General features: G+C 67.3%; 16 protein-coding genes and 1 pseudogene. 4 read left to right on the plus strand and 13 right to left on the minus strand.

Annotation, left to right across the window (positions count from 1 at the left end):
- Positions 1-36: 36 nt before the first annotated feature.
- Complete coding sequence (locus tag HV793_RS00300; RefSeq protein WP_054451536.1) at positions 37-1,197, plus strand: pyridoxal phosphate-dependent aminotransferase; 1,161 nt, start codon at positions 37-39, stop codon at positions 1,195-1,197.
- Between the two features lie 72 nt (positions 1,198-1,269).
- Here the strand turns inward: HV793_RS00300 and HV793_RS00305 are convergent, their stop codons facing one another.
- On the minus strand, positions 1,270-2,088 hold the full coding sequence (locus HV793_RS00305) for a lytic transglycosylase domain-containing protein (RefSeq protein WP_054451537.1): 819 nt from the start codon (positions 2,086-2,088) through the stop codon (positions 1,270-1,272).
- 81 nt (positions 2,089-2,169) lie between these two features.
- On the opposite strand from HV793_RS00305, the gene ubiD reads away from it, so the two are divergent.
- Positions 2,170-3,714, plus strand: a complete 1,545-nt coding sequence (gene ubiD / locus HV793_RS00310; protein ID WP_054451538.1) for a 4-hydroxy-3-polyprenylbenzoate decarboxylase — start codon at positions 2,170-2,172, stop codon at positions 3,712-3,714.
- A 67-nt stretch (positions 3,715-3,781) separates the two neighbouring features.
- Here the strand turns inward: ubiD and HV793_RS00315 are convergent, their stop codons facing one another.
- The 9 genes and pseudogenes from HV793_RS00315 to HV793_RS00355 all read right to left on the minus strand — a co-directional run bounded on the left by HV793_RS00315 (position 3,782) and on the right by HV793_RS00355 (position 12,893).
- A complete protein-coding gene (locus HV793_RS00315) occupies positions 3,782-4,150 on the minus strand; it encodes a hypothetical protein (protein ID WP_175212462.1) in 369 nt (122 codons plus the stop codon).
- Between the two features lie 3 nt (positions 4,151-4,153).
- Complete coding sequence (locus tag HV793_RS00320) at positions 4,154-4,570, minus strand: phage holin family protein (protein WP_054451540.1); 417 nt, start codon at positions 4,568-4,570, stop codon at positions 4,154-4,156.
- Positions 4,571-4,639: 69 nt separating this feature from the next.
- Entirely contained in the window at positions 4,640-4,957 is a 318-nt protein-coding gene (locus tag HV793_RS00325) for an ElaB/YgaM/YqjD family protein (protein ID WP_013395739.1), read from the minus strand.
- A gap of 83 nt (positions 4,958-5,040) precedes the next feature.
- Entirely contained in the window at positions 5,041-5,766 is a 726-nt protein-coding gene (locus tag HV793_RS00330) for a hypothetical protein (RefSeq protein WP_082400762.1), read from the minus strand.
- Between the two features lie 128 nt (positions 5,767-5,894).
- Complete coding sequence (locus HV793_RS00335; protein WP_175212463.1) at positions 5,895-8,624, minus strand: nitrate reductase; 2,730 nt, start codon at positions 8,622-8,624, stop codon at positions 5,895-5,897.
- A 21-nt stretch (positions 8,625-8,645) separates the two neighbouring features.
- Positions 8,646-9,848, minus strand: a pseudogene (locus HV793_RS00340) (NAD(P)/FAD-dependent oxidoreductase); the annotation flags it as partial.
- Positions 9,849-9,856: 8 nt separating this feature from the next.
- Positions 9,857-10,732 (minus strand): ABC transporter ATP-binding protein, encoded by an 876-nt coding sequence (locus HV793_RS00345; protein WP_125473315.1) that lies wholly within the window; start codon positions 10,730-10,732, stop codon positions 9,857-9,859.
- Between the two features lie 4 nt (positions 10,733-10,736).
- Positions 10,737-11,567 carry a nitrate ABC transporter permease gene (gene ntrB / locus HV793_RS00350; protein ID WP_054451543.1) on the minus strand — a complete coding sequence of 277 codons (831 nt, stop codon included), beginning with the start codon at positions 11,565-11,567 and terminating at the stop codon, positions 10,737-10,739.
- A 24-nt stretch (positions 11,568-11,591) separates the two neighbouring features.
- Positions 11,592-12,893, minus strand: a complete 1,302-nt coding sequence (locus tag HV793_RS00355) for a CmpA/NrtA family ABC transporter substrate-binding protein (protein ID WP_175163578.1) — start codon at positions 12,891-12,893, stop codon at positions 11,592-11,594.
- Between the two features lie 367 nt (positions 12,894-13,260).
- Here HV793_RS00355 and HV793_RS00360 point away from each other — a divergent pair, with 367 nt between their 5' ends.
- Both HV793_RS00360 and cysG read left to right on the plus strand, forming a co-directional pair.
- The gene (locus HV793_RS00360; protein WP_225588907.1) at positions 13,261-13,872 is read left to right on the plus strand and encodes an ANTAR domain-containing response regulator; all 612 of its coding nucleotides are present in this window, start codon (positions 13,261-13,263) and stop codon (positions 13,870-13,872) included.
- 103 nt (positions 13,873-13,975) lie between these two features.
- On the plus strand, positions 13,976-15,391 hold the full coding sequence (gene cysG, locus HV793_RS00365) for a siroheme synthase CysG (RefSeq protein WP_175212464.1): 1,416 nt from the start codon (positions 13,976-13,978) through the stop codon (positions 15,389-15,391).
- A gap of 78 nt (positions 15,392-15,469) precedes the next feature.
- On the opposite strand, the gene upp is transcribed toward cysG, so the two are convergent.
- From upp to HV793_RS00380, 3 genes are all read right to left on the minus strand, one after another.
- On the minus strand, positions 15,470-16,108 hold the full coding sequence (gene upp, locus HV793_RS00370; protein ID WP_054451547.1) for a uracil phosphoribosyltransferase: 639 nt from the start codon (positions 16,106-16,108) through the stop codon (positions 15,470-15,472).
- 186 nt (positions 16,109-16,294) lie between these two features.
- Positions 16,295-17,743 carry a D-alanyl-D-alanine carboxypeptidase/D-alanyl-D-alanine endopeptidase gene (gene dacB, locus HV793_RS00375; protein WP_175212465.1) on the minus strand — a complete coding sequence of 483 codons (1,449 nt, stop codon included), beginning with the start codon at positions 17,741-17,743 and terminating at the stop codon, positions 16,295-16,297.
- A 162-nt stretch (positions 17,744-17,905) separates the two neighbouring features.
- Entirely contained in the window at positions 17,906-19,063 is a 1,158-nt protein-coding gene (locus HV793_RS00380; RefSeq protein WP_054451549.1) for an ABC transporter substrate-binding protein, read from the minus strand.
- Between the last annotated feature and the right edge of the window lie 151 nt (positions 19,064-19,214).

Here is a 19,214-nt window from a genome sequence, read left to right on the forward strand (position 1 = left end):
AATTCCTTTTTCGCTACAAACGCCTTCGAGAATCCGATGCCCCGCCTTGCCCATCGCACCAATGACTTCCTGACCTTCCAGGTAATGGAACTATTCAAGCAGGCGCAAGCGCTGCAGGCGGCCGGCAAGGACATTATCAGCCTGGGCATCGGCGAACCGGACTTTACCGCGCCCCCCCAGGTCGTGGAAGCGCTGGAGCGCGCGGCGCGCGCCGGCCTCAGCGGCTACAGCCCCTCGGCCGGCCTGACGCCGCTGCGCGAGGCCATCGCCCAGTTCTACCACGAGCAGTTCGGCGCCAGGATCAACCCGGCTCGCGTGATCGTCACCGCGGGCGCCTCCGGCGCCCTGACGCTGGCCTGCGCGGCGCTCGTCAACCAGGGCGGAGAAGTGCTGATGCCGGATCCGTCCTACCCCGCAAACAGCAATTTCGTGCTGGCGGCGGGCGGCGTACCGCGCCTGATCCCCAGCACGGCGGCCAAGCGCTTCCAGCTGTCGGCGCAGGACGTGGCCAGCCACTGGACGCCCGCCACCCAGGGCGTGCTGGTCGCCTCGCCCAGCAACCCTACCGGCACATCCATCGACCATGGCGAGCTGGCCGAGCTGCTGGCGCAGGTCCGCGCCCGCGACGGCTTCGCCATCGTCGATGAAATCTACCTGGGACTGTCCTATGAAGGCCAGCCGCGCTCGGCCCTGACGCTGGACGACGACGTCATCGTCATCAACAGCTTCTCGAAGTACTTCCACATGACGGGCTGGCGCCTGGGCTGGATGATCGTGCCAGAGGACATGGTGGCGCCGGTGGAGAAAATCGCCGCCAGCCTGGCGATCTGCGCGCCCACGCTGGCCCAGCATGCCGCGCTGGCCTGCTTCCAGCCAGGAGCAATGAAGACCTTCGAGCACCGCCGCGAGGCCTTCAAGCAGCGCCGCGACTACCTGCTGCCGGAATTCGAGCGCATGGGGATCCAGGTGCCGGTGAAGCCCGACGGCGCCTTCTATATTTATGCCGACATCGCCAACCTGGGCATGGATAGCGCCGCGTTCTCGCAGCGCCTGCTGCTGGAGGCCGGCGTGGCCGCGGTGCCGGGCCTGGACTTCGGTCCGGCCCACGGCAAGCACACCATGCGCTTTTCCTATGCCACGGGCCTGGACCGTCTGGAAGAGGCCGTCGCCCGCATCGGCCGGTTGCTGCAGGGCTGAGTCCGACAGCCAAACCGCGAAAAACAAAGCGCGTCCCTAGGGACGCGCTTTGCATTCAGGCCAGGACGGGAATCAGTCGCGCGCCAGCGCGATCCCGGAGGCCAGCGCCAGGCGGCGGCGTTCCGCCTGCACTTTGGCGCCGTAGCCGTTGTCGTCCGGTCCGGTGGCGCCGACGTAGCATGCCAGGCCGCCATCGACCGAGCCGCGGCGATTGATGCAATCGCGCAGGATCGTGGCTCCGACCCCGATATTTGCGGCCGGGTCCAGCGCGGTCTTGCCGACCGCGTCGAATTTGTCCTGGTGCACGCTGGTCATCACCTGCATCAGTCCCTGGGCGCCCACGTGGCTTTCGGCCAGCGGGTTGTAGCGGGACTCGATGGCGATCACGGCCAGCACCAGCAGCGGGTCCAGCTTCTTTTCGCGGCTTACCTTGTACACGGTATTCAGCAGCGGGCCGGTGGCGTCATACGCGACCTTGTACTTGCGCGAAATATAGTTGCGCAAGGCTTCTGCCTGCGGGCCAGTGGCGCTCATCGCAACGGGCTTGGGCGCCGCAGGCGCGACACGGGCGGGCCCCAGCATGCCGGTGGCATTGCTGGCGGGAGCAGAAGGAACGGCCATGGCAATTGCCGACGACATGTCGGAACCCAGTTCGGAACCGGCTTCGGATTCGGTGCCGGTTTGCATGGATGTAGGCGCTAGGGCGGTCAACAAGGCTTTGTGCACTTGCAATGCCTGGTCGCGCAAACCAGGCAGGGCGAATCCCATGCTTACCGTCACAATGACCGCAATGCCCAGATAAACGGAGCAAATGCGCAGGGACTCGGCAAGATATTGGTGCACTCCTTGGGCCAGGCTTCGGAACAGGCTGGCCACTGACGCATCGGGCATAAAACCTCCTGCGTTAAAAAGAGGGAGTCAATGTTAACCTCTCTGTCTACCCAATATGTAACCAAATAGCTGGGATCTGTAGTGAAATACCGCGACCTTAGAGACTTCATCGCCCAACTTGAACGCATGGGCGAGCTCAGACGCATCGCTGCGCCGGTGTCCACCCGGCTGGAAATGACTGAAATATCCGACCGCGTCCTGCGTGCGGAGGGCCCTGCCCTGCTGTTCGAAAACGCGCAGCACAATGGCCAGACGGCGCAGATGCCGGTGCTGGCCAACCTGTTCGGCACCCCGGCCCGCGTCGCCCGCGGCATGGGCGCCGACGACGTCAGCGCCCTGCGCGACATCGGCGAACTGCTCGCTTCGCTGCGCGAGCCCGAAGCGCCCAAGGGCCTGCGCGATGCGTTGGCCAAGGTCTCGATGCTGAAGTCCGCGCTGTGGGACATGAGCCCCAAGAACGTCAAAAGCCCCGCCTGCCAGGAAATCGTCTGGGAAGGCAAGGACGTCGACCTGAACCGCCTGCCGATCCAGACCTGCTGGCCCGGCGACGTGGCGCCGCTGTTGACCTGGGGCCTGGTGATCACGCGCGGCCCCAACGCCCGCCGCCAGAACCTGGGCATCTACCGGCAGCAATTGCTGGGCCCCAACAAGCTGATCATGCGCTGGCTGTCGCACCGCGGCGGCGCGCTGGATTTCCGCGACCACGCCCTGGCGCATCCCGGCACGCCCTTCCCCATCGCCGTGGCCCTGGGCGCCGACCCGGCCACCACGCTGGGCGCGGTCACGCCGGTGCCCGACAGCCTGTCCGAATACCAGTTCGCCGGCCTCTTGCGCGGATCCCGCACCGAGGTTGCCAAGGCGCTGGGCAGCGACCTGTCCGTGCCGGCCTGGGCCGAGATCGTCCTGGAAGGCCACCTGCTGCCGTCATCCGACCCGCGCGCCATCGCGCCCGTCGTGCCCGAAGGCGTCAACCCGCCGCCGAACACCGATTACGAGATGGCGCTGGAAGGTCCCTACGGCGACCACACCGGCTACTACAACGAGCAGGACTGGTTCCCCGTCTTCACGGTGGAGCGGATCACGATGCGGCGCAATCCCATCTACCACTCCACCTACACCGGCAAGCCGCCCGACGAGCCCGCCGTGCTGGGCGTGGCGCTCAACGAGGTCTTCGTGCCGCTGCTGCGCCGCCAGTTGCCCGAGATCGTGGACTTCTACCTGCCGCCGGAAGGCTGCAGCTACCGCCTGGCAGTGGTGTCGATCCGCAAGCAGTATGCCGGCCACGCCAAGCGCGTCATGTTCGGCCTGTGGAGCATCCTGCGCCAGTTCATGTACACCAAGTTCATCGTGGTGGTGGACGAGGACATCAATCCGCGCGACTGGAAGGAAGTGGTCTGGGCGATGACCACCCGCATGGACCCGGTGCGCGACACCTTGCTGGTGGAAAACACGCCCATCGACTACCTGGACTTCGCCTCGCCGGTCTCCGGCCTGGGTGGCAAGATGGGCATGGACGCCACCAACAAATGGCCCGGCGAGACCAATCGGGAATGGGGCACCCCCATCACCATGGATGCGGATGTCAAGAAGCGGGTGGATGAGATGTGGGGGCAGCTGGGCCTTTGAGTTCCAGGCTCGCATCATAAAAAAACCCGCCTTCATGGCGGGTTTCTAATTGGACAAGGCCGCAACTTCAGCGTTGCCCACCTGACGGATCATCATCACGGCGCGAGTTCTGCCAGGCCTTGAACAATTGCCAGCCGACAAAGGCGCCGCCGGCGATCTTCAGAAGCTTGGAGCGCTTGCCGCCGCGCATGATCATGGCGGACAGCGATGAACTGACGATGGGATAGCGACGCGCCAGGCTGATTGCCTGCAAGGCCCAGCGCGATGCGCCTCCGGAAGCCAGACCCGGCAGCAGCCCCTTGAGGAGCGCGGCCGGTTCCAGCTTGCGTCCGGTGGACGCGATGCTCTGCGCCAGCGATTCGCGTTCGATGGCGGCGCGGGCGCGCAGCAGTTCGATGCGCACGGCGCGGTCGACGGTGGGAGACCTTTTCGTCATGCTTCAGCCCTCCTCGCGCCGGCGCGCCTGCGCTTCGTCGTCGTCCTGCGCGTCGCGCACCCGATCCAGCAATTCAGCGTCGCGCCCAAGCTCTTCGAGCGTGGCCGCGAACGGCGGCGCGCCGTAGACCAGCCCGCGGCGCACCGCCACCAGCAAGGCCACGCCAACCAGACCGTAGAAACCCGCCAACAGGCCCAGGGCCAGATAGCGGTCTTCAGTGGGCCAGAACGCCACCGCGACCGTGACGGTGAAGACCAGCACCGCCAGCGTCAGGAACAGCAGCGCAGCAAACGCCATGCCCAAGAGCTTGAGCAGGCGCGCCTTTTCGTCCGCTGCTTCCAGCGCCAGCAATTCCAGGCGCGTGCGCAACAGCCCGACCACGCTGGAGGCAACGCCGAAAACAGATTTTCGTAGACCCATGGCTGAGAAGGACGCCGGGCGGGAAGCGCGGCCTTGCGCCCGCGCCGCCCGCCCGGATGTCCTGCCCTATCAGCGGCGGCTGATCAGCAAGCCGAGCAGCAGGCCGGTCACGCCTGCGATGCCGATGGCTTGCCAGGGATTGTCGTGCACGTAGTCGTCGGTCGCGCGGGCAGCCTTGCGGCCGCGTTCCAGCACGGCGTCCTGCGCTTCGTACAGGGCTTCACGCGTGCGCTTCAGGGACGTCAGTGCACGGTCGCGCAATTCGTTGGCCTTGTCGCCCGTGCTGCTGGCAGCTTCGCGCAGCAGGCTTTCGGCGTCATTCAGGCTGGACTTGACACTGTCGATGAGTTTTTCTTTTGCGACTTCTTCGGATTTTCTCGTGGCCATTATTTGAGCTCCTGTTGTGTGTCAATGACGGAACCATCATACCAGCCGCCATGCGGGAGACACGGCGCGCTTGCTACGGTGTGCTACTTGATTTGCGTAATCTCAACGGCGGATTTGACGCCGCCCTGATCGATGTCCTGCTTCATCACCAGATTGATCGCCGGACAGTACCAGTCCGTCACGGTGGTGTTCATGCCCGGGATGGGAATGGTCAGGCCCTGGAACGTGGCCATGGTGGGATCCGAATTGCGGGTGTAGGTAATCGGATGGCAGGACTGCGCGCCCAGCGCGGTGCTCACCGAAGTCTTCTGCCCCACGGTTTTCTCGCCGATGCGCACCGTGGTGCTGGGCTGGCCGCCGACGGGCGCCTCTTTGCCGATCTTCAGGCGGAACGACGAGCCAGGCAATTTCTGGCCGGCGCTGAGTTTGCCGTCATAGGCGAAGAGACCCAGCATGCGCAGGTCGAACTGGCCTTCGGAAGGCTTGGGCGCTTCGCCCGCGGAGGCATAGCGCAGGAAGGTGGCCTGGCCGCCCTTGACCGTCATCAGGTAATCCAGCTTGGACTTGCCCGGGGGCAGGCCCGCATAGCTAAACGTGGCCACGCCCTGCACGCGCGCGCGGCAGTTGTCGCCATTGCTTTTTGTAACTTCGGCGAAAGTAAGGTCGGCGCCCAGCGCCAGATTGCCGCTGCCGGTCAGTTGCACCGCGCCGCCGTCATGCATGAACTGCGCATCGCACACGCCGGCCTGCGCCGCAGCGGCCGCGCCCAGCGCGCCCACCGTAAAAACCAGGGATGCCATTTTTCGCATCGTCACAAGCCACTCCATGAATCCGGATAAAAACCGCCCGCGCCTGGCGCATGGCTGGCTTGATACTACACCGGTTGCGAGACGCGGCGCGTGTCGGAACGTGTCGGCCGCAGCCAAGCTGGCGGCGGCTATGCCGGTGCGGCGGCGCGCGCGGCGCGGCCGATCAGGGCCTGGATCTCCGGCACGCAGGAACCGCAGCCGGTGCCGCAACCCAGCGCAGTCTTCAAGGCCGCCAGATCGCAGCCCCGGGCGATGCCGGCAAGGATCGCGGCCTCGCTCACGCCATTGCAGACGCAGACCGTGCGCGAGCGGACCGCGCCCGCAATCCGTCCGGTCAGCAGCGCCGCCACGCTGGCCGGCGCATCGCCGCCGCCGGCCCAGGACAACAGCGTATCCTGCGCCCGCAGATCGCCTGCCAGCAGAAAGCCGCGCAAGGCGCCTTGCTCCACCTTCACCCTGCGCATCTGGCCGCCCGCGGGATCGTCGAAAGCCACGTCGGGCAGGCGCAGGTCCAGCGCATCCGCCATCGCATCCAGGACCTCTGCCGACGGCGCGGCGGGGGCTGCCAGACGCATCCGCACGCCACCCGCGCCCGCCGGCAGCACGACCGCGTAGTCGAAGCGCCGCAGCCAGGGCTCCAGCCGCGCGCGCAACACGACGCTGTCGCCCTGCAGCCAGCCCGCAGCCTGCCACGCCAGGCCGGCCGGTTCGGCGGACACGGCGCTGTGCTTGAGTTCCGGCTGGCGCGAGAGAGGATCGGCGGCCGGATTGGTCAGCGCGTTGACCCCATGTCCCGCCATGTAGGCGCTGCCCCAATGCATGGGCAGGAACACCAGTCCCTCTGCCAGCGAGTCGTCTTCCTGCACGGGTAGCACCACACTACCCCGGCGCGATGCCAGCCTGGCCAGCGCGCCGGCTTCGAGCTTGAGCCGGCGCATGTCCTCGGGATGCATGGACACCCAGGGTTCCTCGACATGCTGCGTCAGCGCGCGGGCCAGGGATGTGCGCGCCATGGTGTGCCAGTGGTCGCGCAAGCGGCCGGTGGTGAGCCGCAGCGGATATTCCTGCGTAGCGGCTTCGGCGACTGGGCGGTAATCCACATCGCAGAAACGGGCGCGTCCGCTGGCGGTGGGGAACATGCCATCGGCATACAGGCGCGCAGTACCCTGCCCTTGCCGATACGGCCATTGCTGCGGTCCGTGCGCATGCAGCGCCGCGTAATCCAGCCCGCTGTAATCCAGATCCCGGCCCGCGGTCGTGCGGGCATGCTCGGCAAAGACCTCGCTTTCATCCCGGTAGGCGAATAGCGCCGCCTTGGGCGGGGCCATGCGGGCGGCCAGGCGCAGCGCGACCTCCTGTGCCAGCCGCCAGTCCGGCAGCGCGTCGCCAGGCGGATCGATCGCGGCGTGCACCCGGCTGATGCGCCGTTCCGAATTGGTCACGGTGCCGGACTTCTCGGGCCAGGTCGCGGCGGGCAGCACCAGGTCGGCGTAGGCCAGGGTCTCGGTGCCTGCATACGCCTCCTGCACGATGACGAAGTCGGCGCGCTCCAGCGCCGCGCGCACCCGGGCCTGGTCTGGCAGGGACTGCGCCGGGTTGGTGGCCGCGATCCACAGCACCTTGATGCGCCCATCCAGCGCCGCGTCGAACATCTCCAGCGCGGTGACGCCCGGCGCCTGCGGCAAGGCGCCCACGCCCCACAGTGCGGCCGTCGCCTCACGGTCGGCCGCGGACGCGGGATCGCGGTGGCCCGGCAGCAGCGTGGCCATGCCGCCCGCCTCGCGCCCGCCCATCGCGTTGGGCTGCCCCGTCAGCGAAAACGGCCCCGCCCCCGGCTTGCCGATCTGCCCGGTCGCCAGATGCAGATGTATCAGGGCGGCGTTCTTGTCGGTGCCGCTGGTCGACTGGTTCAAGCCCATGGTGTAGAGCGACAGCGCCGCGCCGGCCGCGCCGAACCAGCGCGCCGCCTGGACGATGTCCTCCGCCGGCACGCCGCAGATCTCTTGCGCCGCTTGCGGCGTGTACCGCCGCGCGCGCGCCATCAAAGGCTCGAAGCCTTCCGTATGCCGCTGGATGTAGCCGTGGTCCAGCAACCCCTCCTGCTCCATGACATTGAGCATGGCGTGGAACAAGGCCACATCCGTACCCGGCGCCAGCTGCAGGTGCAGATCGGCGAAGGCCGCGGTATCGGTGCGCCGCGGATCCGCGACGATCACCTTGATGCCAGGACGCCGCGCCCGCGCGGCCTCCAGCCGCCGGAACAGCACGGGATGCGCATAGGCCATGTTGGAGCCGGCGATCAGCACCGTGTCCGCCAGGTCCAGGTCCTCGTAGCAGGCCGGTGGCGCATCCGCGCCGAGCGTGCGCTTGTAGCCCGAGACCGCGCTGGACATGCACAGGCGCGAATTGGTGTCGATGTTGTTGGTGCCGGCCAGCGCGCGAGCCAGCTTGTTGAAGACCGCGTAATCCTCGGTCAGCAACTGCCCCGACAGGTAGAAGCCCACCGCGTCCGGGCCATGCTGCGCGATGGTGTCGGCCAGCCTGGCCGCGGCGATATCCAGCGCCTGGTCCAGCGCGATGGCGCGCCGGGGGTGGGCACGCGTCTCGCGCCATTGCGCCGACAGCACACGCGCGCCATCGCGCCGCACCGTGTCCGCCAGCGCCAGGCCCTTGCTGCAGAGCCGGCCATGGTTGGCGGGATGCTGCTCGTCGCCGCGCACGCGCAGCACCGCGCCATCGCGCGCTTGCACCCGCACGCCGCAGCCGGTGCCGCAATAGCAGCATACCGACGCCACTTCGCGCACGCCTTGCGGCGCCGCGTCCGCGATATCGATCCGGCGAATCATGGGCGCGTCCATCCCTTATTCCTCCGCCGCGCCTTCGCCGTGCATGAGCCGCTCGCGCAATGCGCCGATGCGCCGGCCCTCGCGGATCAAGCGCACATACCAGGCGCTATCCGCCGTGTCGCCGTACAGGCAGGCGCCCACCAGCTTGTCGTCGCGGATCACCAGTTTCTTGTAGACGCCGCCAGGCGTATCGGCCAGCGTGATCGACTCGGTCTGTTGCCCTCCGGCGAAATCGCCGGCGGAAAACAGGTCGATGCCGGTGACCTTGAGCCGGGTCGACGTCACGCTGCCTTCGTAGCGGCCAATGCCGTGCAGCGCCAGATGGTTGGCCGCCACCTTCGCCTGCTCATACAAGGGCGCGACCAACCCATAGGCGGTGCCGCGATGGCTCACGCACTCACCCACCGCGTAAATGCGCGGGTCATAGGTCTGCAAGGTGTCGCTGACCACCACGCCGCGGTTCACATGCAGCCCGCAACGTTCGGCCAGTTCCGTGTTGGGTCTGACGCCCACCGCCATCACCACCAGGTCCGCCGGGATTTCTGCGCCGTCCGCGAAGCGCAGCGCACGCACCCGCCCGTCGGCCCCGCCAAGGATCTCGCGGGTCTGGCGCCCCAGCAGGAACTTCAGGCCGCGCGCCTCCAGGCCGCGGCGCAGCATGGCCGCAGCGCCGCCGTCCAGCTGCCTGTCCAGCAGCGCTTCCCCCAGGTGCACCACGGCCACGTCCATGCCACGCGCGGCCAGGCCGTTGGCGGCCTCCAGGCCCAGCAGGCCGCCTCCTATCACCACTGCGTGCCGGTAGCGCGAGGACGCCTCTATCATCCGGTTCACGTCGCCGATATCGCGAAAGGCGACGACGCCGTCCAGATCACTACCGGGCACCGGCAGAATGAACGGATTCGAGCCCGTGGCCAGCAACAGCCGGTCATAGGGCGTCTCTGACCCATCGTCCGCCAGCACGGTACGACGGGCGCGGTTGACGCCCACGACCTTGCGGTTCAACAACAGGCGGATGCCGTGGCGGACGTACCAGTCCTCATCGTTGAGCACGATATCCTGCAAGCTCTGTTCGCCGGTCAGCACCGGCGACAGCAGGATGCGGTTGTAGTTGGGATGCGGCTCGGCGCCGAATACCGTGATCTCGTACAGGTCGGGCGTCAGCTTCAGCAGCTCTTCCAGCGTGCGTATGCCCGCCATGCCGTTGCCGACCACCACCAGCTTCTGCTTCGCATCCATGGCGGTCCCTACGCGGCGGCGCGCGACGCCCCGGCCTCGGCCAGCGGCTGCGGGTCCGCATCCAGCGCCGCGTTGGCCTGGAGCGCCGCCTGCGAGCGCTCGGGATTGCCATGGCGGCGATGCAGGAAGTCGACCACCGCGGCCCGGCACGCCAGATAGGCCGCGTCATTGGCCAGCCGTACGCGGTCGCGCGGACGGGACAAAGGCACGGGCAGGATTTCGCCGATGGTCGCGGCCGGGCCGTTGGTCAGCATCACGATACGGTCGGACAACAGTACGGCTTCGTCGACGTCGTGCGTGACCATGACGGTGGTGGTGTGCGTCTTGGCGACGATCTTCAGCAATTCGTCCTGCAGGTGCGCACGGGTCAGCGCGTCGAGCGCGCCAAAGGGCTCGTCCATCAGCAGCACGCCCGGCTCGATCGCCAGCGCACGCGCGATGCCGACGCGCTGCTTCATGCCGCCGGAAATCTCGCGCGGCAGCTTGTTCTGCGCTGGCAGCAGGCCCACCAGGTCCAGCGCCGCGCGTGTGCGCTCGACCAGCTGCGGGCGCTTCTCCTTGGCGCCGAACACCCGCTCCACCGCCAGGTACACGTTCTGGAAGCAGCTCAGCCAGGGCAGCAGCGAATGGTTCTGGAACACCACGGCGCGGTCCGGGCCGGGGCCCGTGATCTCGCGCTCCGCGCACAGCAGCACGCCGCTGGTGGGGCGGGTCAGGCCGGCGATGAGATTGAGCAAGGTCGACTTGCCGCAACCGGAATGGCCGATCAGCGTGATGAACTCGCCCTGCTCCACGGTCAGGTCGATGTCGCGCAGTGCCACGAAAGCGCCCTTGCGGGTGTTGAACGTCTGGCCCACGCGCTCGATGCGTACGTATTTCTTCATGGCGCTATTCCTCGGTATAGGTGTAGCGGCGGGCCAGGGCGACCAGCAGGGTTTCCAGCAGCAGCCCGACGATGCCGATCACGAAAATGGCGATGACGATGTGCTCCACCTTCAGGTTGTTCCATTCGTCCCAAAGCCAGAAGCCGATGCCCGTGCCGCCGGTCAACATTTCCGCCGCCACGATCACCAGCCACGCGGTGCCGATCGACAGGCGCACGCCGGTCAGCATGTAGGGCAGCACGGCGGGCAGCAGCACCTTGGTGGTCACCTTCCATTCGGACAGGTTCAGCACCCGCGCCACGTTCAGGTAATCCTGCGGCACGCGCGCCACGCCGACCGCGGTGTTGATGATCATCGGCCAGATCGAACAGATGAAGATGGCCCAGATGGCGGCCGGGTTGGCCGCCTTGAACAGCAGCAGCCCCAGAGGCAGCCAGGCCAGCGGCGACACCGGCCGCAGCAGGCTGACGATGGGCGAGAACATTGCCCGCACCGCCGCATAGCGGCCGATGGCGAAACCCGCGGGGATGCCGACCAGCGCGGCCAGGCCGAAGCCCACCGCCACGCGCTGCAACGATGCCAGCAGGTTCCAGCCTATGCCTTTGTCATTGGGGCCGTTGTCGTAGAACGGATCGGAAAACAGCTCGACGGCGGCGCGCCAGGTCACGCCTGGCGTGGGAATCTCCGGTATCCGCATCGCCACCACCTGCCACACCAGCACAAACAGTGCGAAGCCCGCCACGGGCCCCACCACGGCCCGCAACGCGGATTCCAGGCGCTCGCGCCAGAGGGCGAGGAGTTCATCGCCGCGGCTCATACTCGTTGCGTCAGACATTGCATGCCCCTTTCGTATCGGCGCTCAGGCCTTGACCTTGAATCCGTCGGCGTAGGCGGCAGGGTTGCTGCCGTCCCAGACCACGCCGTCGATGAGTTTCGAAGTCCGCATCTCGCTGGCCGGCAACGCCGCGCCAGCGGCCTGCGCGGCCTGCTTGTAGAGGTCTATCCGGTTGATCTGTTTCGCCATCGCCAGATAATCGGGATGCTCCTTCAGCAACCCCCAGCGCTTGTGCTGCGTCAGGAACCACATGCCGTCGCTCAGGTACGGGAAATTGGCGGCGCCGTCGGCGTAGAAGCGCATGGCGTGCTCGTCCGTCCAGCTTTTCCCCAGCCCATCGTCATAGCGGCCCAGCATGCGATCGACGATGCCGCTCGCGTCCGTGTTGACATAGGACTTGGCCGCGATGGTCTCGGCGGTTTTCTGGCGGTTGGCGGGCGAGGCGTCGATCCATTTGCTGGCCTCCAGGATGGCGGCCGTGACTGCGCGCGCGGTGTTCGGGTGGCGCGACACGAAGTCCGCGCTCGTGCCCAGCACCTTTTCGGGATGGTCGGTCCAGATGCCCTGCGAAGTGACGGCGGTGTAGCCGATCTTGTCCAGGATGGCGCGCGCCCCCCAGGGTTCGCCCACGCAGTAGCCGTCCATGTTGCCCACGCGCATGTTGGCGACCATCTGCGGCGGCGGCACGGTGATGACCTTGGCGTCCTTCATGGGATGGATGCCGTAGGTCGCCAGCCAGTAGTAAAGCCACATCGCGTGCGTGCCGGTGGGAAAGGTCTGCGCAAACGTGTACTCGCGCTTGTCGGACGCCATCAGCTTGGCCAGCGATTCGCCGTCGCGCACGCCCGCCGCCAGCAGCTTGTTCGACAGCGTGATGGCCTGGCCGTTCTGGTTCAGGCTCATCAGCACGGCCATGTCCTTCTTCGGCCCGCCTATGCCCAGGTGCACGCCGTAGACCAGGCCGTACAGCACGTGGGCCATGTCCAGCTCGCCGTTCATGAGCTTGTCGCGCACGGCGGCCCAGGACGCTTCCTTGGACGGCGTGATCGTCACGCCGTGCTTCTTGTCCAGGCCCAGCACCGAAGCCATCACGACCGAGGCGCAGTCGGTCAGCGGAATGAAGCCGATCTTGACCTCGGTCTTCTCGGGCGCGTCGGTGCCGGCGGCCCAGGCGCCGGCACGCACCAGCGGATCGACCAGCGACAGCAGGCTGGCGCCGGCCACCGCGCGCGCCGTGCCGCAAAGCCATTTACGGCGTGCGGCGTTGGCGCTGAGATCCCCGGCCGCGGCGGCTTCTGTGGAGGGGCTACGGGTCGATGGCGTCATGCATGGCTCCTGGCAAAAAAAAACGTCCCGCGCGCCCCGGATTCCCATCCGGTGGCGCTGCGGAACGTCGTTGTCCCTTGCCGCAGGTCGCGGCGCGTTGCGTCGGGCAACCTTCGTTGGCCGCCCGCTTTCACTGAAGCAAACGCTGTGCCAGAAAGAAAAAAACATGGCCTGAAAGGCCGCCAGCCCGCGCCCCCGCTGACGCTGCCTCGCCAATCGGCGCGCACTCCGCGTTGACGGAAAACAGGGTGCGACCCAACTTGGTGCACCTCCGGTTGCGGCAGTGCACCATCCGCGTGCGGAGTGCGCTCCGCGGCTGTGCGCAACTGGCGGCCCGCGCGGCGCAACACGATGGCATGGAACTTGCATGACTGAAAGCATCAGGGGGAATCTCATGCTCAAGGTCATGCTGCTCAACGATGGCGAGGGACGCGCGGCGTCGCTGCGGCAAACGCTGGCCGCAGCGGGCGTACATGTCGTGGCCGAAATGGCGCCGGACATGGATCTGGCCGCCGCCATCGCCCAAGCTGCACCCGATGTGGTGTTGATAGACAGCGACGCCCCCGGCCGCGACACGCTGGAGAACGTATGCGTGGCCAGCGAACACAGCGACCGCCCGGTCGTGATGTTCACCGACAACGGCAATCGCGAAACCATACGCAGCGCCTTGCGCGCAGGCGTCGCGGCCTACGTGGTCGGCGACGTGCCTGCCGGACGCATCGAGCCGCTGCTGACTGTGGCGATCGAGCGCTTCGCCATGGAGAAGTCGCGGCGCGAAGAACTGCGCGAAGCGCAATTGCGCCTGGCCGACCGCCAATGGGTGGAAAAGGCCAAGGGCATCCTGATGAAGGCGCGGGCGATTTCCGAGGATGAGGCCCATGGCCTGTTGCGCCAGCGCGCCATGCAAAGCCAGAAGCGGCTGGGCGAAGTCGCGCGGGAGGTCGTGGAAATGAGCGCGTGGCTGGGCAAGGCCACTTAATAAGCTTTGGTTATATGGAACAAAGAAATCAAAAGTTGTGGGGATGAAGCCCCCTTCCTATGATCCAACGACACTATGCCGGGTACGCCCGAGGCTGGCATTCATGAAGCTTTTCCCGATTTTTGCCGATTTGAAAGACAGGCTGGTCCTGGTGGTGGGCGGCGGCGCCGTCGCCGAACGCAAGACGCTGTCCCTGCTGGAAGCCTCCGCCGACGTGCTGGTGGGAGCGCCGGAACTGACGCCCGCCCTGGCCGCGCTGGCCGCCGAAGGCCGCATCCGCCATTTGTCCGGCCGATTCGATCCCGCCTGGCTCGACGAAGTCTGGCTGGCGGTCGCCGCCACCGACGACCGCGAGACCAACGCCGCCGTCTCGGAGGCTGCCGGCGCCCGGCGCATCTTCAGCAACGTGGTGGACGATCCTGAGCTGTCGTCCTTCCAGGTGCCCTCCATCGTCGACCGCTCGCCCGTGATCGTCGCCATTTCCTCGTCCGGCGTGGCGCCGGTGCTGGCGCGGCGCATCCGGGAACGCATCGAATCGCTGTTCGACCATACCCTGGGCCAGTTGGCCGGACTGGCCGCGAACTACCGCAAGCGCATCCGCGCCAGCCATCCCGACCTGGGCGCGCGCCGCCGCTTCTACGACTGGCTGCTGGACGGCCCGGTGGCCGGCTTCCTGCGCCAGCAGCAGCCGGCCCAGGCCGAAGCCGCGTTGGCGGGGGCCTTGGCGGCGCCGCGAACGCCCGACGCCGGCAGCGTAGTGCTGGTGGGCGCCGGCCCCGGCGACCCCGGCCTGCTGACGCTGAAGGCATTGCGCGCGCTGAACGAGGCCGACGTCATCCTGCACGACCGTCTGGTCAGCGCCGACGTCATGTCGCTGGCGCGCCGCGACGCCGAGCGCGTATCGGTCGGCAAGCTGCCCGGCGAAGACCATAACGCCACCCAGGCCCGCATCCACAGGCTGATGGTCGAGCACGCGCGCGCCGGCCGCCGCGTGGTGCGGCTCAAGGGCGGCGACGCCTTCATCTTCGGCCGGGGCGGAGAGGAACTGGAATGCCTGCGCGCGCACGGCGTGCGTTATGAAGTGGTGCCCGGCATCACCGCCGCGCTGGCCTGTGCGGCCTATGCCGGCATCCCGCTGACGCACCGGGAACACGCCCAGTCCGTCCGCCTGGTCACCGCACATTGCCGCGAAGACGAGGACAACCTGGACTGGCCTGCCCTGGCCCGCGAAAAGCAAACCCTGGCTTTCTACATGGGCGTGGGGCAACTGGATCTGCTGACTGGCCGCCTGCTGGCCCACGGCCGTTCGCCCGACACGCCGTTCGCGCTGATCGAGAACGGCAGCCGGCCCGAGCAACGCGTGCTCTCGGGCACGCTGGAACAGCTGCCGGCCCTGGCCGCCGAACACGCGATCCGCTCACCCGCGCTCTTGATCGTGGGCGAAGTGGCGGGATTGGCTTCGCAATTGCAGTGGTTCGGCCAGCACCTGGACGGACGCCTGGAGCGTCTGGCAGCCTGAGGGGCCGGGGGGCCGGGGGCCCAATGCAAAACGCCAGCCTGCGGGCTGGCGTTTTTGTTCGTGGCCGTACCCCGGCCGCTATTCCGTCTTCTGCGTGGTGCCGAAGATGCGGTCGCCGGCGTCGCCCAGGCCAGGCATGATGTAGCCGTGTTCATTCAGGCCGTCGTCGATGGACGCGGTGTAGATGTGCACGTCGGGGTGCTTGGCCAGCACGGTATCGATGCCCACGGGCGCGGCGACCAGCACCAGGGCGCGGATTTCCTTGCAGCCCGCGCGCTTGAGCAGGTCAATCGCGGCGACCATCGAACCGCCGGTGGCCAGCATCGGGTCGACGATCAGCGCCAGGCGCTGGTCCAGTTCGCCCACCAGGCGTTCCAGGTAGGTATGCGCTTCCAGCGTTTCTTCATTGCGGGCCACGCCCACCACGCTGACCTTGGCGCCCGGAATCAGGCTGAGCACGCCGTCCAGCATGCCGATGCCGGCGCGCAGGATGGGCACCACGGTGACTTTCTTGCCTGCGATCTTTTCGACTTGCACCGAACCGCACCAACCTTCGACGGTGGCCGGCGCCAGCGGCAGGTCCTTGGACGCTTCATAAGTGAGCAGCGCGCCCACTTCCTGTGACAGCTCACGGAAGCTCTTGGTGCTGAGGTCGGCGCGGCGCATGATCCCGAGCTTGTGGCGGATCAGCGGATGGCGGATTTCGTGCACGGGCATGTGCGTAACTCTCCAGAGTATTGATAGACAGGGTATTCGCCTCAGGCGGAACCATGACGGCACGGCGCGCTTTGCGTCGCCCAGCCGTCGAGCCACATTTGAGGATCGTAATCGGTTTGGAAGGGAATTGTTATTGACCGCCCGCAGGATGATCCGAAGATACTCGCCGGCGAGGCGGAGGCATGTTTATTGTTCAGTGAGCCAGGCGATCAGGGCGTCGTCGAAGGCCCGCACGGCGCCCGCCTGTTCATGGTTGACGATGCTGACCACCACATAGCGCTTGCCGCTGGCGCCCAGCACGTAGCCCGCGATGGAACGCACGTCGCGCAGCGAGCCTGTCTTCAGGTGGGCCATGCCCGCCGTGCCGTCGCCCTTGAGGCGGCGACGTACCGTGCCGTCCACTCCCGCGATCGCAAAGGATGAAATGTACTCGGGCATGACCGGCGAGTTCCAGGCCACGGTCAGCATCGACGCCAGGCTGTCGGCCGACACCCGCGCGTCGCGCGACAGGCCGGCGCCGTTGTCGATGACCAGCTCGGGCATGTCCAGGCCCTGCCTGGCCAGCAGCCCCTTGGCCACGGCTTCGCTGCTGGAGACCGTGGCGGGCCGGCGGCCGCGCTCGGCGCCCAAGGTCAGCAGCAAGGTGCGCGCCATGACGTTGTTGCTGCGCTTGTTGATCTGGCGGATCGCCTCGGCCAGCGTGGGCGAATCATGCGAGGCCAGCACCACCGCGTCGGGCGGCACCATGCCGGAACGGACCTGGCCCTTGAACGTGCCGCCCAGCTCCTTCCAGAGCATGCGGAACACTTCGGTGGCGTACTCGGGCTGGGACAGCGCCAGGCGATACAGGCTGAATTCGCCGCAGGAGCCGGCCACCTTGCCGTTCACGCGGATGGTCACGCCCTGCTGGGTGATCACCGGCTCGGTCGTCACCACCGGGGGGCCCGGGCAACGGGCATCGCTCCATTCGACGCGGCCCTCGATCTTCAGGCCCGGCAGCGGCGGATCGATCAGTGGCACCCATTTATTGGCGGCGGGGTCCGGCGTGAAGAGCAGCCGCATCGCGCCAAAACCCACCATCAGGGCGTCCGGACTGGCGTTGTAGGCCCGGTCCGGGGCGCCGTCGAAGGCGCCCGGGTCGGTCGCGACCTGGCCGAAGATGCTGCGGTCGATGACCAGGTCATTGATCTGCTTGACGCCGCGCAGGCGCAGTTCGCGCAGCAGCACCCACAGGTCCTGCAGCAGGAATTGCGGATCGCCGCCAGCCCGCAGGTACAGCGGGCCGCTCAGCACACCCTTGGCGTCGGGACGCGCGCCCGGCGCCGTCATGAATTCGGTGCGCCAGACGTAGTTGGGCCCCAGCTCGGACAACGCGGCCCAGGTCGTGACCAGCTTCATCACCGAGGCGGGATTGCGCGACTCCTTGGCGTTCAGCGCCACCAGGCGCGGTCCGCCCACCTCCTGCACCACCAGGGACAGGGAACTGTCGGGCAGCTTGCTGGCTTTCCAGGCATTCACCACGTTGGGCGGCAGGCCGGGCACCTGCGCCCAGGCCACGCCCGCCACCGCGGCCAGCAGCCCGCCGGCCAGCCATCGCTTCAGCCCGCCCATACGCTTATACGCTTGTCCCGTCATGCCACGCCCACCCGGTTGCTCGTCCTGCAAAACCGAGAGCATACAAAACCTGGACGAATTGCGGCGTGGGAGGCCCTCCCACCGCCAGCCCCGAACAAGCAAAAAGGCCTCTTGAGGACGCGGCAGATACATATTGCATGCGCAACGCCGGGGCCTTCCTCCTTATTTCTGCAGCCTCCACTTGCCGGAAGCCACGGTCGCCATCACCAGCGCCCGCTCATCCAGCCCGTTGTGGTCGGTGGGACTCATGTTGACCACGCCGGTCGCAGTGGGCAGGTTCTTGACGTTCTCCAGCGCATCGCGCAGCGCCGCCCTGAATTCGGGCGTGCCGGGCTTCGCGGTCTTCAGTGCCACCGGGATGGCCTGCTGCAGCAAGAGGCCGACGTCCCAGGTATAGGCGGCGAACAGGGACACGCTGCCCGCCCCGTTTGCCGCTTCATACTTCTTGGCGAAGGCCTGGGCGGTGGACTTGACGGGGTTGGTATCCGGCAGCAGGTCGGCCACCATCACCGGTCCCACCGGCACCCAGGCGCCCTCGCAGGCATCGCCGCAGACCCGCAGGAAGTCGTTGTTGGCCACGCCGTGGTTGAAATAGATCTTGCCCTTGTAGCCGCGTTCGCGCAGCGCCCGCGCCGGCATCGCGGCGGGCGTGCCGGAGGCGCCGACCACCACGGCGTCAGGCGCCGCGCCGATCACCTTCAGGGTCTGGGCCACGGCGGACGTGTCGGTGGGCGCGAAGGCTTCCTTGCCCACCACCTCGATGCCATGCTTCTTGGCCGCCTTCTCGATTTCCACCCAGAAGGTTTCGCCCAGCGCGTTGTTGAAACCGATGAAGGCCAGCTTCTTCACGCCGTTGGCCGCCGCATGCCGCGCGATGCCCTCGGCCATCAGCGAATCGGAGTGCGGAGTCTTGAACACCCAGCGGCGCTTGTCGTCCATGGGCTCGATCAGCCGCGCCGACGAGGCCAGCGTAATCACCGGCGTGGCGCCGCTGGCCACGGTGTCCAGCATGGCCATGGTGTTGGGCGTGGTGGTGGACCCGACGATCAGGTCCACCTTGTTCTCCGAGATCAGCTTGTGGGAATTGCTGACGGCGCGAGTGGTGTCGGAAGCGTCGTCCAGCACCACGTACTCGACCTTGACGCCCCCGATCTCGGTGGGCAGCAGGCTGATCGTGTTGCGTTCGGGGATGCCCAGCGAGGCCTGGGGACCGGTGGTGGACAGGGTGGCGCCGATTTTCACCTGGGCCAGCGCGGGCGCGGCGCCCGCTGCCAGCAGGGCGGCCAGCGCGGCGGCCATGAGGGTACGACGAGGGGTCATGCGGAGTCTCCTTGGATACGCGGATGTCTTATGCTTTGCGCCGATCCGCTACGGCGTGGAACTCTGTTTATACGGCGGGGAACCCGGCTGGCGGGCGCCTCGGTGGCCCGCTGCGGGTTTGTCCGCACGGCCTCGCAGCGCGGCGCGGCTG

The organism is Achromobacter aegrifaciens, assembly GCF_902859965.1.
Taxonomy (GTDB): Bacteria; Pseudomonadota; Gammaproteobacteria; order Burkholderiales; family Burkholderiaceae_B; genus Achromobacter; species Achromobacter aegrifaciens.

What these genes read in the sequence shown, in the direction of transcription:
- HV793_RS00300 (WP_054451536.1), top strand. Translation starts at nt 37, where the DNA reads ATGCCCCGCCTTGCCCATCGCACCAATGACTTCCTGACCTTCCAGGTA.
- HV793_RS00305 (WP_054451537.1), bottom strand. Translation starts at nt 2,088, where the DNA reads ATGCCCGATGCGTCAGTGGCCAGCCTGTTCCGAAGCCTGGCCCAAGGA.
- HV793_RS00315 (WP_175212462.1), bottom strand. Translation starts at nt 4,150, where the DNA reads ATGACGAAAAGGTCTCCCACCGTCGACCGCGCCGTGCGCATCGAACTG.
- HV793_RS00320 (WP_054451540.1), bottom strand. Translation starts at nt 4,570, where the DNA reads ATGGGTCTACGAAAATCTGTTTTCGGCGTTGCCTCCAGCGTGGTCGGG.
- HV793_RS00325 (WP_013395739.1), bottom strand. Translation starts at nt 4,957, where the DNA reads ATGGCCACGAGAAAATCCGAAGAAGTCGCAAAAGAAAAACTCATCGAC.
- HV793_RS00330 (WP_082400762.1), bottom strand. Translation starts at nt 5,766, where the DNA reads ATGCGAAAAATGGCATCCCTGGTTTTTACGGTGGGCGCGCTGGGCGCG.
- HV793_RS00335 (WP_175212463.1), bottom strand. Translation starts at nt 8,624, where the DNA reads ATGGACGCGCCCATGATTCGCCGGATCGATATCGCGGACGCGGCGCCG.
- HV793_RS00345 (WP_125473315.1), bottom strand. Translation starts at nt 10,732, where the DNA reads ATGAAGAAATACGTACGCATCGAGCGCGTGGGCCAGACGTTCAACACC.
- ntrB (WP_054451543.1), bottom strand. Translation starts at nt 11,567, where the DNA reads ATGTCTGACGCAACGAGTATGAGCCGCGGCGATGAACTCCTCGCCCTC.
- HV793_RS00355 (WP_175163578.1), bottom strand. Translation starts at nt 12,893, where the DNA reads ATGACGCCATCGACCCGTAGCCCCTCCACAGAAGCCGCCGCGGCCGGG.
- HV793_RS00360 (WP_225588907.1), top strand. Translation starts at nt 13,261, where the DNA reads ATGACTGAAAGCATCAGGGGGAATCTCATGCTCAAGGTCATGCTGCTC.
- cysG (WP_175212464.1), top strand. Translation starts at nt 13,976, where the DNA reads ATGAAGCTTTTCCCGATTTTTGCCGATTTGAAAGACAGGCTGGTCCTG.
- upp (WP_054451547.1), bottom strand. Translation starts at nt 16,108, where the DNA reads ATGCCCGTGCACGAAATCCGCCATCCGCTGATCCGCCACAAGCTCGGG.
- dacB (WP_175212465.1), bottom strand. Translation starts at nt 17,743, where the DNA reads ATGACGGGACAAGCGTATAAGCGTATGGGCGGGCTGAAGCGATGGCTG.
- HV793_RS00380 (WP_054451549.1), bottom strand. Translation starts at nt 19,063, where the DNA reads ATGACCCCTCGTCGTACCCTCATGGCCGCCGCGCTGGCCGCCCTGCTG.